The sequence below is a fragment of the Clostridium beijerinckii genome, assembly GCF_018223745.1.
Taxonomy (GTDB): domain Bacteria; phylum Bacillota; class Clostridia; order Clostridiales; family Clostridiaceae; genus Clostridium; species Clostridium beijerinckii.
In genome coordinates, this window is sequence record NZ_CP073653.1 from 247,963 (window position 1) to 262,597 (window position 14,635).

The 14,635-nt window shown below is 31.5% G+C and carries 12 protein-coding genes; all 12 read left to right on the top strand.

Translation table 11 applies throughout. The features are described 5' to 3' along the window. The first annotated feature begins 10 nt into the window (after window positions 1–10). Window positions 11–1,270 carry a 3-isopropylmalate dehydratase large subunit gene (gene leuC, locus KEC93_RS01250; RefSeq protein ID WP_077869249.1) on the top strand — a complete coding sequence of 420 codons (1,260 nt, stop codon included), beginning with the start codon at window positions 11–13 and terminating at the stop codon, window positions 1,268–1,270. A 13-nt stretch (window positions 1,271–1,283) separates the two neighbouring features. Beyond that, a complete protein-coding gene (gene leuD, locus KEC93_RS01255; RefSeq protein WP_017209668.1) occupies window positions 1,284–1,769 on the top strand; it encodes a 3-isopropylmalate dehydratase small subunit in 486 nt (161 codons plus the stop codon). A gap of 139 nt (window positions 1,770–1,908) precedes the next feature. Then, window positions 1,909–2,991, top strand: coding sequence for a 3-isopropylmalate dehydrogenase (gene leuB / locus KEC93_RS01260; RefSeq protein WP_011967568.1), 1,083 nt, complete (start codon window positions 1,909–1,911; stop codon window positions 2,989–2,991). A gap of 69 nt (window positions 2,992–3,060) precedes the next feature. After that, window positions 3,061–4,734: a biosynthetic-type acetolactate synthase large subunit gene (ilvB, locus tag KEC93_RS01265; protein ID WP_077869248.1), complete on the top strand. Its 1,674-nt coding sequence runs from the start codon at window positions 3,061–3,063 to the stop codon at window positions 4,732–4,734. A gap of 12 nt (window positions 4,735–4,746) precedes the next feature. Continuing rightward, a complete protein-coding gene (gene ilvC, locus KEC93_RS01270; RefSeq protein WP_077869247.1) occupies window positions 4,747–5,751 on the top strand; it encodes a ketol-acid reductoisomerase in 1,005 nt (334 codons plus the stop codon). 123 nt (window positions 5,752–5,874) lie between these two features. Further along, window positions 5,875–6,138, top strand: coding sequence for a GIY-YIG nuclease family protein (locus KEC93_RS01275; protein ID WP_023974783.1), 264 nt, complete (start codon window positions 5,875–5,877; stop codon window positions 6,136–6,138). 372 nt (window positions 6,139–6,510) lie between these two features. Beyond that, window positions 6,511–7,824, top strand: coding sequence for an ABC transporter substrate-binding protein (locus KEC93_RS01280; protein ID WP_023974782.1), 1,314 nt, complete (start codon window positions 6,511–6,513; stop codon window positions 7,822–7,824). Between the two features lie 108 nt (window positions 7,825–7,932). Further along, complete coding sequence (locus KEC93_RS01285) at window positions 7,933–8,799, top strand: carbohydrate ABC transporter permease (RefSeq protein ID WP_017209786.1); 867 nt, start codon at window positions 7,933–7,935, stop codon at window positions 8,797–8,799. Next, on the top strand, window positions 8,799–9,698 hold the full coding sequence (locus KEC93_RS01290; protein ID WP_077869246.1) for a carbohydrate ABC transporter permease: 900 nt from the start codon (window positions 8,799–8,801) through the stop codon (window positions 9,696–9,698). The genes KEC93_RS01285 and KEC93_RS01290 overlap by 1 nt, the downstream gene beginning before the upstream one ends. A 304-nt stretch (window positions 9,699–10,002) precedes the next feature. Then, on the top strand, window positions 10,003–11,493 hold the full coding sequence (malQ, locus tag KEC93_RS01295) for a 4-alpha-glucanotransferase (RefSeq protein ID WP_077869245.1): 1,491 nt from the start codon (window positions 10,003–10,005) through the stop codon (window positions 11,491–11,493). Window positions 11,494–11,878: 385 nt separating this feature from the next. Continuing rightward, the gene (locus KEC93_RS01300) at window positions 11,879–12,880 is read left to right on the top strand and encodes a LacI family DNA-binding transcriptional regulator (protein WP_077869244.1); all 1,002 of its coding nucleotides are present in this window, start codon (window positions 11,879–11,881) and stop codon (window positions 12,878–12,880) included. 320 nt (window positions 12,881–13,200) lie between these two features. After that, on the top strand, window positions 13,201–14,598 hold the full coding sequence (locus tag KEC93_RS01305; protein WP_077869243.1) for a methyl-accepting chemotaxis protein: 1,398 nt from the start codon (window positions 13,201–13,203) through the stop codon (window positions 14,596–14,598). Window positions 14,599–14,635: the final 37 nt, after the last annotated feature.

Below are 14,635 nucleotides of genomic sequence, written 5' to 3' on the forward strand. Positions count from 1 at the left end.
GGATTAAAACATGGGAATGACAATGACTCAAAAAATCTTAGCAGCTCATGCGGGATTGGAAGCTGTAAAAGCTGGACAATTAATTGAAGCAAATCTTGATTTAGTATTAGGAAATGATATTACAACACCAGTTGCTGTAAATGAATTTAAGAAGTTTGGAACAGATAAAGTATTTAGTAAAAGCCAAATTGCTATAGTACCAGATCACTTTACTCCTAACAAAGACATAAAGGCAGCAGAACAAGTTAAATATATTAGAGAATTTGCTCAAAATATGGAGATAGAAAATTTCTTTGAAGTAGGAGAAATGGGAATTGAACATTGCTTACTTCCTGAAAAAGGTCTAGTAGTTGCTGGAGATGTTGTTATAGGAGCTGATTCACACACATGTACTTATGGAGCACTTGGGGCTTTTTCAACAGGAATAGGATCAACTGATATGGCAGCTGGTATGGCTACAGGAAAGTGTTGGTTTAAGGTTCCATCTGCTTTAAAATTCGTACTTAAGAATAAACCAGCAAAATGGATAAGTGGTAAGGATATAATCTTACACATAATCGGAATGATTGGTGTTGACGGTGCTCTATATAAATCAATGGAATTTGTAGGTGATGGCTTACAATATCTTTCAATGGATGATAGATTTACAATGGCAAATATGGCAATAGAGGCTGGTGGAAAGAATGGAATTTTCCCAGTTGATGATAAAACAGAAGAATATTTAAAAGATCATGCTTCTAGGGAATGGAAGGTTTATGAAGCTGACGAAGATGCAGAATATGATAAAGTATTTGAAATTGATTTAAGTGAATTAAGACCAACAGTTTCATTTCCTCATTTACCAGACAATACAAGAACAATTGATAATACTGGAGATGTAGTTATTGATCAGGTTGTAATTGGATCATGCACAAATGGTAGGATTTCAGATTTAAGAATAGCTAGAGATATCTTAAAAGGAAAGAAAGTTAAAAAGGGTATCAGATGTATAGTTATCCCTGGAACTCAAAAAATTTATTTACAAGCAATAAAAGAAGGAATAGTTACTGACTTGGTAGAGGCTGGAGCTGCATTTTCAACACCGACTTGTGGACCATGTTTAGGTGGACATATGGGAATTTTAGCTAAAGGTGAAAGATGTGTATCGACAACAAATAGAAATTTTGTAGGAAGAATGGGGCATGTTGAGTCAGAAGTATATCTAGCAAGTCCAGCAGTGGCAGCAGCGTCTGCTTTAACTGGAAAAATAACTGATCCTGAATTAGTGTAGGAGGTATTTAGTAATGAGCGTAAAAGGTAAAGTATTCAAATATGGTGATAATGTAGATACAGACGTAATAATTCCAGCAAGATATTTAAACACTTCGGATGCTAAAGAACTTGCTGCACATTGTATGGAAGATATAGATGTGGATTTCGTTAAAAATGTAAAGAGTGGAGATATAATTGTTGCAAATAAAAATTTTGGATGTGGTTCTTCAAGAGAACATGCACCTTTAGCAATTAAAACAGCAGGGGTTAGCTGCGTTATTGCATCAACTTTCGCAAGAATATTTTATAGAAATGCAATCAATATTGGGTTACCAATTTTAGAATGTGATGAAGCTGTAAAAAATATTGATGCAGGAGATGAATTAGAAGTTGATTTCTCAACAGGTCTTATTAAAAATTTAACTAAGAGCCAAGAGTATCAAGGGGAAGCATTCCCTGAATTTATGCAAAAAATCATCGATAATGATGGATTGATTGGATATATAAGAAATAGATAGAGAAACTGATTATTAAAAGAAGAATCAAATTAAACTAATATATTTTCTTAAGAGAAGGATACTAATAACTAGAATTAATAATTAAATTTTGATTAAAAAGCAATAAGAAATAGGCAATTATAAGAGGGGGATTATCATAATGAAATGTAATATAGCTGTAATACCAGGGGATGGAATTGGCCCAGAAGTGATAGATGAAACAATAAAGGTTTTAAAAGTTATTGGAGATAAATTTGGGCATAGATTTGAATATGAATATGTATTAGCAGGTGGATGCGCTATTGATAAAGAAGGAACTCCGCTTCCAGAAGCAACTTTAGAAGCATGTAAAAAAAGTGATGCAGTTCTACTCGGAGCTGTTGGAGGCCCTAAGTGGGATGATCCTACTGCTAAAATAAGACCAGAGCAAGCACTACTAGGATTAAGGGGTGCATTAAATCTTTATTGTAATTTAAGACCAGCAGTACTATATGCTCCACTAAAAAATGAATCACCACTTAAAGATAGCATTGTTAAAGATGGGATAGATATCTGCATAGTTAGAGAATTAACAGGTGGAATTTACTTTGGAGAAAGAGGATTGGAAGAAGTAGATGGAGTAAAGAGTGCTTATGACACTGAAAGATATAATGTAAATGAAATAACTAGAATTGCTAAAATAGGATTTGAAACAGCAATGAAAAGAAATAAGAAACTTACAAGTGTAGATAAAGCTAACATATTAGAAAGTTCTAGACTTTGGAGAAGTGTAGTTAACGAGATGGCTAAGGATTACCCAGAAGTTGAAGTAAATCATTTGTATGTTGATAATACTGCTATGCAGTTAGTAAAAGATCCAAATCAATTTGATGTAATTGTAACTTCAAATATATTTGGAGACATATTATCAGATGAAGCAAGTATGGTTACAGGTTCAATAGGTATGTTACCTTCAGCATCGCTTGGGGAAGGAACTCTTGGAATGTATGAACCAATTCATGGAAGTGCTCCTGATATCGCAGGACAAGGAATTGCTAATCCGTTAGCAACTATTCTTTCAGCAGCAATGATGCTTAGGTATAGTTTTTCATTGGAGGAAGAAGCAAAATCTATTGAAAATGCAGTTTTAGCAGTTCTTGAAGATGGATATAGAACTGGAGATATAATGACTGAAGGTAAGAAGAAAGTTGGAACAATTGAAATGGGAAATCTAGTTCGCGAGAAATTAGAGGCAACAAAATAGAATCTAAATCAATTTATACATTGCTAGTTATCAAACAGAGATCATTTTATAAGCAAAGGAGTGAATAAAATGTTATTGACGGGGGCTGAAATATTAATAAAGTCATTGCTTGATGAAGGGGTAGAGACTATATTTGGATATCCAGGTGGGGCGGTATTAAATATATATGATGAGTTATACAAATATAAGGATAAAATTCGTCATGTTCTTACTTGTCATGAGCAGGGAGCATCACATGCGGCTGATGGATATGCAAGGGCCACTGGAAAAGTTGGAGTTTGTCTTGCAACTTCAGGACCTGGAGCTACCAACTTAGTAACAGGTATTGCCACTGCATATATGGATTCAATTCCAATGGTTGCTATTACGGGAAATGTGGCAAAGCCATTACTTGGAAAGGATAGTTTTCAAGAGGTTGATATAACTGGAATTACAATGCCTATAACAAAACATAATTATATTGTAAGGGATATTAATGAACTTCAGGATATAATAAGGGAAGCTTTTTATATAGCTAAGGAGGGTAGACCAGGCCCGGTATTAATAGATATTCCAAAAGATATTACTGCTGAAAAAACTCAATATAATAAAATAATTCCTAAAGAAATAGTTAGAAAATCAGAGCATATTACAGAAAAATCATTACAGGAAGCTGTTGAGTTAATAAATCAAAGCAAGAGACCTCTTATATATGCAGGCGGAGGTATAGGTATATCTGGAGCAACATCTGAATTAACAAAATTTGCAGAAAAGATCAATTGTCCTGTATCAACATCTCTTATGTGTATGGCAGAGTTTCCAAATGATCATGAATTATATACTGGTATGATCGGAATGCATGGAACAAAAGCATCAAATATTGCTGCAACTAAATGTGATTTATTAATAACTCTTGGAGCTAGATTTAGTGATAGAGTTATAAGCAATCAAAATCATATAAAAAATGCAAAGATTTTACAAATAGATGTTGATCCAGCAGAAATAAATAAAAATATAAAAGTTGATACATGTATCGTTGGAGATTTAAAGGTAGCACTGAATCAATTAATACCAATAATTGAGGAAAAGAAAAATGACGAATGGTTGAATACCATAAATAATTTAAAAGAGAATAATAAATTAGTGACATACTGTGATTTGACTCCGGAGTTGTTCTTTGATAGGTTGAATAAATTAAATGACGGAAGTTTTATAATTTCTACTGAAGTTGGGCAACATCAAATGTGGACTGCTCAATATTTCAATTTTAAAAGTGAAAGAACATTTATAACATCAGGTGGGCTTGGAACTATGGGATATGGCCTTGGAGCAGCAATTGGAGCTCAGATAGGCAGACTTGATAAAAGAGTATTTAACATTGCAGGAGATGGAAGCTTTGGAATGAACTGCAATGAATTAGTTACTGCTGTTAAAAACAATCTTCCATTAATTCAAGTTATTATGAATAATAATTGTTTAGGAATGGTAAGGCAATGGCAAGATTTCTTCTACGAAGGAAGATATTCTGAGACAACCTTAGATAGACCTACAGATTATGTTAAGCTTGCTGAAGCTTTTGGAGCTAAAGCATTTAGAATAACTCAAGTAGATGAAATAGACGATATACTTAGAAAAGCTCTGGATTCAGAAGGTCCAGTTCTTATAGATTATCTAATAAACAGTGATAAAAAAGTTTTTCCTATGGTTGCACCTGGTGCGCCAATTAACCAAATAATAAGTGAAGAAGATATTAATATTAACTAGGAGGTCATTAAAATGCCAAAAATGTATTATGAAAAAGACACAGATTTAAATTTATTAAGAGGAAAGAAAGTTGCTATAATAGGATATGGTAGCCAAGGGCATGCACATGCGTTAAATCTTCATGAAAGTGGAGTAGATGTTGTTGTTGGATTGTATAACGGAAGTAAATCTTGGGCTAAAGCAGAAGCAGCAGGATTACAAGTTGCAACTGTTGCAGATGCAGCAAAAGCAGCAGATTTAATAATGATTTTATTACCAGATGAAAAACAAGCAAAAATATATAATGAAGAAATAGCTCCTAATTTAGAAGAAGGAAACGCATTAGTATTTGCTCATGGATTCAACATACACTTTGGACAAATTAAACCACCATCATTTGTTGATGTATTCATGGTTGCACCTAAAGGTCCGGGGCATTTAGTAAGAAGAACATATACAGAAGGTGCTGGAGTACCTTGCTTAATAGCAATACATCAAGATGCATCTGAAAAAGCAAAACAATATGCTTTAGCATATGCAAATGGAATTGGTGGAGCAAGAGCTGGTGTTCTTGAAACTACTTTTAAAGATGAAACAGAAACAGATCTTTTCGGAGAGCAAGCAGTACTTTGTGGTGGTGTTTCAGAACTTATCAAAGCTGGATTTGAAACTTTAGTAGAAGCAGGATATGCTCCAGAAAATGCTTACTTTGAATGTATGCATGAAATGAAATTAATTGTTGATTTATTATATCAAGGTGGATTAAGCATGATGAGATACTCAATTTCAGATACTGCTGAATACGGGGATTACCAAATTGGTAAAAGAATAATAACTGATGAGACTAAGAAGGAAATGAAGAAAGTTCTTACTGAAATTCAAGATGGAACATTTGCTAAGAACTGGTTGTTAGAAAATGCAACTAATAGACCAGGATTTAATGCAAGAAGAAGAATGGAAGCAGAGCATCCAATCGAAAAGGTTGGTAAGGAACTAAGAGGTATGATGAGCTGGATTGATACAGCAAAGGTAGATTAATATTTAAAGTTTTTAGAAGACGAGATTCGTAGATGATCGTCTTCTTTTTTGATATAATTTTATTAGCGAAGATTTTGAATTTTATTAACATGTTAAATTATAGATCAAGAGTTGAGGTAATATATGAATTATGTATATATTGTAGAATGTTCAGATAGAACACTTTATACAGGGTGGACAAATAACTTAGACAAAAGAATTCAAATGCATTCAAAAGGATGTGGAGCAAAATATACGAAGGGTAGGGGACCTGTTAAATTAGTATATCATGAAGTATTTGAAAATAAAAAAGATGCAATGAAAAGAGAGTACCAGATAAAAAAACTAACAAGAAAAGATAAGCTAATATTAATCAGTATTTATAATGGTAAAAGTAAATATAAATAAAATAAAAAAATCATGCAACCGTTTTTATAAAATGGCCTATAATTGAGTAAATCTTAATAAAACATAGAAAAGTTATTAAATTTAATCGAAAACAAAGGAAAATATAGGTTGTAAAAGTTTTCTTTGGTTGATATACTTATATCATTAAGAAGTAGATTTACTTCAGAAAAGGTTAACAAATGGAGTCTGGATAGCTTAATACGCTAAAAAGACTAAATTTTTTTAAAGATTTCGCAAACGATTGCGAAGATGGCAATTGATTAACATTATATATCTAAATTGACTTCTAGATATGTGTTATATAAATAAATGCTTAGTATTTTTGAAAGTTATTCAGGATGCTAAACAAAATTTTAATGGAGGGGTATTTAAATGAAAACAAAACAAATATTATCAACAATTTTAGCTTCTACATTATTGGCTGGGACTATGGTTGGATGCGGAAGCTCATCGGGAGCAAGTTCGCAAAGTTCAAGTGATTCTGGAAGCGGAAAAACAATTAAAGTATATCAACTAAAGGTTGAAATTAATGATGCACTTCAAGAACTTGCTAAAAAATATGAAAAGGAAAAAGGCGTAAAAGTTGAAGTTACTTCAGTTGGTGGAGGTGCTGATTACGGTGCATCATTAAAGGCAGAATTTCAAAAAGGTACTGAGCCAGACATATTTATGATTCAAGGTGCTGGAGATTATGAAACTTGGAAACATAAAATTGATGATTTAAGCGATCAAGGTTGGGTTAAGAATGCTGTTAAAGGTACATTAGATACGGTGACTATTGATGGAAAAGTGTATGGAATGCCAGCAGCAACAGAAGGTTATGGATTATTATACAATAAAGATATTTTGGACAAGGCTGGTATCGATCCCAAGTCTCTAGATTCTTTTGACAAATTAAAAGCAGCGTTTGAAACACTAGATAGTAAAAAGGCAGAATTAGGTCTTGATAATGTTGTTTCTTATACAACAAAAGAATTTTGGGTTACCGGTAATCATACATTTAATATACCGTTAGCAACTCAAGATAATCCAGCTCAATTTACAAAGGATTATCTTGCAGGTAAAGCGGATATAGTTAATAATAAACAATTTAATGATTGGATGAACTTAGTTGAATTACTTTGTAAATATGGTGGAGGAAAAAGTCTAGATACTATAGATTATAGTACTCAAGTTGGTAACTTTGCACTTGGAAAAACTGCATTTTTACATCAAGGTAACTGGGTTGCTGGAGATTTACAAAAGCTAGAAGATCCAAATAAGAAGTTCCATATGGGATTTGCACCACTTGCAATTAATAATGATCCCAAAATGAGCGGGTCTATTCCAGTAGGTGTTCCAATGTATTGGGTAGTAAATAAAGATTCTAAAATTAATAAAGAAGCTAAAGAATTCTTAGATTGGATGGTTACAAGTCAAACAGGTCAAGAGGCATTAGTTAAGGATATGAATATGATTCCAGCATTTACAAACTTCACAGTTGAAAGTGATAATGAATTAAATAAATCAATTTCTGAATATAACAAAGAAGGAAAGACTCTCCCTTGGGCATTCACTAATCTACCAGATGGATTTAACAAGAATAGCTTAGCGCCTTTATTCTCTAAATTTATTAATACTGATATGGGGCCACAAGCAAAGAAAGATATGTTACAAGGAATTCAGGATGCTACAAAAGCTAAATAATATTAGATAAGATTTATTCATGAGGGGATTAATACCTCCTCATGAATTTTGTATAAATATTTTAAATTATAAGATAGCGCTAAATATTATTAGGAAAGGAGTAAGTGTATGAGCAAGAAATCACGAGATATTAAAGATTTTTGGATTTTTGTCGGACCAGCATTATTTGCTATGACAATGGTTGTAATAATTCCGTTTATAATAGGTATATATTATACATTTACAAATTGGAATGGTGCTAATCCTCATTATGATTTTGTTGGAATAAAAAATTATACAGGAATCTTTAAAGATGTACAATTTATATATTCTCTAAAGATAACAGTATTATATACAATTGCGAGTGTAATAACTATAAATATAATAGGGTTTGGACTAGCATATATAGTAACTAGAAAATTAAAAACTAGTAGTTTCTTAAGAACCGGATTCTTTATGCCAAACTTAATAGGAGGATTAATTTTAGGTTTTATATGGCAATTTATGTTTAATTCAGTATTTACAGGAGTTGGTAAAGCATTGGGAAGTGCAACACTTTCAACATCACTTTTACAAGCTCCAACTACGGCAATGCTAGCAATGTTGATAGTTTCGACATGGCAATATGCTGGATATATAATGGTTATTTATGTGGCAGCCCTTGAAAATGTTCCAACTGACTTAATAGAAGCAGCGCATATTGATGGAGCTAATGGGTGGCATACATTTAAAAATATAACAATACCTATGGTTAGACAAGCAGTCACAATTTGCTTATTCTTAACTTTAGCAAATTCATTTAAGTTATTTGATTTAAATTTTTCACTTACACCAATGAAAACTACTGAAATGTTAGCATTAAATATTTACAATGAAGCTTTTATTGTGAACAATATGGGAATAGGACAAGCAAAAGCTATTATATTCTTTGTACTAGTAACTACTATTTCTTTAACTCAAGTTTACTTTAATAAGAAAAAGGAGGTAGAGGTATAATGGAGCCAAGTAAAGTTGTTAATAATATAGAAAAAGTTAAAGCAAATAAAAAGCTGAAGACACTAGATAGTTATACTGGTAGATTAAAACTATTAGAAGTATTTTCATGGTTACTATTGATAGCATATATGACACCATTTTACTTGATGCTTATAAATTCATTTAAGACAAGAAGAGAGATCTTTTCAAACACAACTGGTCTTCCTGACACATGGAATTTTCAGAATTATTTAGATGCTATGAAAAAAATGAGTGTAATAAGTTCATTTACAAATTCTATGATAATAACTATAGGAAGTGTGGTACTAATAATTCTTTTTTCATCAATGGCTTCATGGATGTTAGTAAGGGATCAGTCAAGAAAGAGTAAGATAATATTTTATATATTTACTTCAGGGATGATCGTTCCATTTCAAGCAGTAATGATACCACTTGTAAAATGGATGGCAAAAATTCAATTCGGACCATTTCAAATGCTAGGAACACACTATGGACTCATATTCATGTACATAGGGTTTGGCGTTAGTATGAGCATATTTTTATATCATGGCTTTATTAAAGGAGTTCCAAAAGAAGTTGAAGAAGCCGCAACCATAGATGGATGCAGCAAATGGCAAACATATGTGAAAATTATATTACCATTATTGAAGCCAATTACTGTTACAGTCGCAGTTTTAAATAGTATATGGATATGGAATGACTTCTTACTTCCGTTTTTAACTATAAATGGAAGAATAAATACTATACCATTAGCCATGAACAATTTCTTCGGAGCATTCTCAAAGCAATGGGAATTAGCAATGGCAGCGTTAATTTTAGCAATAATTCCAATAATCATATTCTATTTCTTTGTTCAAAAGCATATTATTGCAGGTATTGTTCAAGGATCTATAAAATAGTTATTAATAAAGAGTTGAGAATAACTTAAAGGTATAGAGGTATCTTAGGTAAGGTTTTTTAATCAAAGTTCAACTTTTGCTAGTTAAAGTATTTACTGAAAGTAAGACAATATAATTTAAATTTTAATTAGGAAACCTAAAAAATTAAAATGCTTTTGAGATAACCTTTTAGTCTTTAGCTACTATATTTTATTAGTTCAATTTAATATGATTTCTCATGCAAGCGGTTGCTTAAGGCATAAGAAGAATAGAGATTGGTTATAAAAATAAATTTTAAACAAAAGGTGGAAATTAGGAGGAAGATATGAATAGAAGTAGTGGTATAATAATGCACATTGCTTCTCTGCCAGGAAAGTATGGAATAGGGACATTTGGTAAAGAAGCATATAAGTTTGGAGATTTTCTAAAAAAGGCTGGTCAGAAATATTGGCAGATATTACCGGTTGGGCCTACAAGTTTTGGAGATTCACCATATCAATCTTTCTCGGCATTTGCTGGGAATCCATATTTTATAGATTTTGATATTTTAAGACAGGATGGACTTTTAGATGCAAGTGATTATTATTCAGTGAACTTTGGAGAAAATTCAGAGGATATAGATTATGGTTTGATTTTTAAAGAAAAATTAAGAGTATTAAGAATAGCATATGAAAAATTTAAATTAAATCAAGATGAAGATTTAATTAAATTTCAAGAGGCTGAATCCTATTGGCTTGATGATTATGCATTATATATGTCAGTAAAAAAACATTTTGATTTAAAGAGCTGGCACGAATGGGATGAGGACATTAGGTTAAGAGAAACAGAAGCAATAGATAGGTATAAAAGCTTATTAGAAGATGAAATAGGGCTTTGGAAGTTTTTGCAGTATGAGTTCCATAAACAATGGAGAAATCTAAAAGCCTATGTTAATAATTTGGGAATTGAAATAATAGGAGACATGCCTATATATGTAGCAGAGGACAGTGCTGATGTATGGGGAAATCCCGAAGCATTCTTACTTAATAAAAAAACACTGAAACCATTAAAAATTGCTGGGTGTCCTCCGGATATATTTGCTGATACAGGACAGCTATGGGGAAATCCAATCTATGATTGGAGCTATATGGAGAAAACGAATTATAAATGGTGGGTTGATCGTATAAGACAAAGTTTGAACTTATATGATGTACTTAGAATAGATCATTTTAAAGGATTTGAATCATATTGGTCAATTCCTTATGGAGATCTAACAGCAGAAAATGGTGAATGGGTTAAAGGCCCTGGAATAAAAGTTTTCAATGCAATTAAAGATGAGCTTGGCGATGTTAATATAATTGCAGAAGATCTAGGTACACTAACTGAAGAAACAATAAAGCTTAGAAATGATACTGGGTTCCCAGGAATGAAAATATTGACATTTGGGTTTGATACAGATAGCTCAAATCCTTTTTTACCTCATAATTACGAAAAGAATTTTATAGTTTATACTGGTACCCATGATAATGATACTGTAAGAGGATGGATTGAAACAACAGCACCTAAAGGGGAAGTTCAAAGAGCGATAGAGTATTTAGGTCTAAATAAAGAAGAGGGGTATAACTGGGGATTTATTAGGGGAGCTTGGAGTAGTATTGCGAATATTTCTATAGCACAAATGCAAGATTTCTTGAATCTAGGCAATGAAGCTAGAATTAATTTACCTTCAACATTGGGGAAGAATTGGCGCTGGAGAGTAAAAAAAGGTGTATTGACAGATCAGTTGGCAGAAAAAATTCATCAGATTACTAGAACTTATGGAAGGTGTGATAATTAGCAGGTACTATAGTAAAAGTAAAGGATAGTGATAATTTATATGAAAAATAATCTCTGCAATAATATATACTCATTAATTATGGTGGAGATTAGCTACATATCTATTTGCTAATTAGAGGTGTGCCTCAGTTTATACTTCATAGTAATAGAAAGAGAGATTATTTGATTGTTGTTTAATAAAACCATATATATGGTAATTGTAACATCATTTTAAGTATGTTAATATTAAAATTATTAGAGGAAAATAGTTATAAAGCATGACATAGATAAGTTTTTACTGTCATTAAGTGATTATTCCTAAAAAGATAGTATATTAGAATGTGACTTAGATGTTTTTATGTTAATAAACTTTATGAGTGATTTATTATTGAGAATAGGAGTAAGTTATGAAAGTTACAATAAAGGAAGTAGCAAAAGAAGCGAATGTATCTCCATCAACTGTATCGAGAGTTATATCAGATAGTTCGCAGATAAGTGAAGAGACTAAGGAAAGAGTTAGAGATGCGATAAAAAGATTGAAATACAAGCCAAATGCAATAGCTAGGAGTCTTGCAAATAGGAAAAGTAGAATATTAGGTGTGGTTTTACCTAATGAAGCTCAAGATTTGATAACTAACACGTTTTTTATTCAAGCTATGAAGGGAATGAGCAAATATGCTCAAAATAAAAGGTATTATATTACATATGCATTTAGCGAGGATGAAAAAGCTGAATTAGAATATATAAATAATTTCATAACAAGTAACTTAGTTGATGGAATATGCTTATTACGTGCAAGAACTGATGATAGAAGTATTAAATATCTTAAAGAAACACAATTTCCATTCGTAGTAATAGGAAGGCCAGAAGAATCAGAAAATTTACTGTGGGTTGACAATGACAATTTTCAGGCGACTTACAATTTAGTAAATGAGCTTGTAAAAAAGGGACATAAATGCATTTCTTTTCTAGGGGCAAAGAAAGAATGGAATGTTACAAAAGATAGATTTAAAGGATTCAAAGTTGCATGCGAAATTAATGGCATTTCAATACAGGATAAAAATTTCGTAATTATGGATGATTTTAATGAACAAGAAGGAATAAACGGAACAATTAAATTGCTAGAAAACATTACTCCTACAGCAATTATAGCAGAAGATGATGTATTAGCATTTGGGATACTTAAGGTACTTAATGAGAGAAAAATTAAAAATATAGATGTGGTAGGATTTAATAATAGTCCATTAGCGGAGCTCCAAATACCACCATTATCATCAGTTGATATTAATTCTGAAGAATTAGGGTATCATGCTACAAAAATTTTAATAGATTTTTTAGAAAATGATTATACATCGATAAATCACTATATTATAGATACTAAGCTAGTAAAAAGAGAATCATTTAAGTAACAAAATATGAAATTTAAATTTAGAATATGTTCATATGATTGAAGGTAATTGATGCTAGGTGAAACCTTACTAACACTTCTTGATTTTTATTAAGTATTAGAAATATATTTCAGATAAAGGAATTCCTTAACAAACAGTTATTGTTTGCAATTAGGGGGAATTCTTTTATTCTTATTTACATAATTACTGGTAATATTATTGTAGATTAGAAACAAACAATAATTGATATCTTTGTTAACGTTTAACTCAATGCAATAGTAATTTACAAGACATAAGATATTGGTTTTAGTTAAAATTACTTTAGTAAAGGAGAGGTTACGATGGAGGAAAAAGGTATATTATTAAAGAGACGTAATATGCATAGTCTTAAGAGTAAGGTATTGTTAAGTTATGTTATAGTTTTAAGTTTTATGTTTTCTATTGCAACTATATGCTTATATCAAATGAAAAATATTATAAATGAACTAGGAGTAACACAAAATATAATAAATAATGCAGCGGTACAAACTGTAACTAAACAAAATATGAGGGCATCGATTGTAGAAATGCAAAACTCAATAAATAAATTTACGAATATAGCAGGTATAATATCTATCATTGGCGTTGTAGTAACTATAATTCTATCCATAGGAATAATGAGAGGAATACTTAAGCCCCTAAAGGATTTAAGTAAACTTTCACATTCGTTAAAAGAAGGAGATTTAACTGCTAAGATTGAAGGGAATTATGATAGAGAAATTGGAGATGTTATAGAAAGCTTAAATGGGGCTATTAATGTAAACAGAGATATGGTTGGAGATATACATTCATATTCAAGGTTATTAACAGAATCAAGTGAAAAACTAGATAAAATAGTAAGTAATATAAATCAAAGAATAGTGGAAGTTAATTCATCTACTAAATCAATATCGAGTGAAGTTGAACAATTAAGTGAGATTTCTCAAAATGTTAATAAATCAACATTTGATATAAAAACAGTGGTTTCAGGATTAAATCAAATAGCTATAAAAGATAGTAAGTCAGCAGAAGTAATAAGATGCAAGGCTGTTAAAGTTAAAGAAAAAGGAGAAAGAGCGGCTCAGAAAGCAAGGGAAATCTGCGAAGAAAAGATTTATACTATTACAAATGCGATTGATCAAGGAAAGGTAGTTAGAGATATAAAGATAATGGCAGATGTAATAGCGAGCGTATCAGAGCAAACAAACCTATTAGCACTTAATGCATCTATAGAGGCCGCAAGAGCTGGAAATCAAGGGAAAGGCTTTGCTGTGGTTGCTGACGAGATAATGAAACTTGCAGAGCAAAGCAAAGAAACTGTTAACGAAATAAAAGATGTTATTAATGAAGTCCAAGAAGCATTCAATAATCTGAGTAATTATAGCAAGGACTTACTGACTTTTTTAGAGAATGATGTTTATAGTGATTATGATTTACTGATTCAGACTGCGACAAGTTATGAAAGTGATTCTGAATTGATTACTAAGATGGCAGAAGAAGTCAAAAATACAAGTGTAACAATTCAAAAGATCATAATGGAGATAACAAGGGGAATTAATGTAGTTAGTGTAAATTCAATGGAAGCAGCTAACAAGTCACAGGATATACAAAAGAATGTGAATGGAGTAACTAACCAAGTGCAAGTTATTGTTAATGCCATAAGGGAACAAATGAAAATAGCAGAAGAACTTAAATCTGTGATTAATATATATAAAATATAGAGTCAAAATGTATAATATGTTAGTATTTATATAAAGA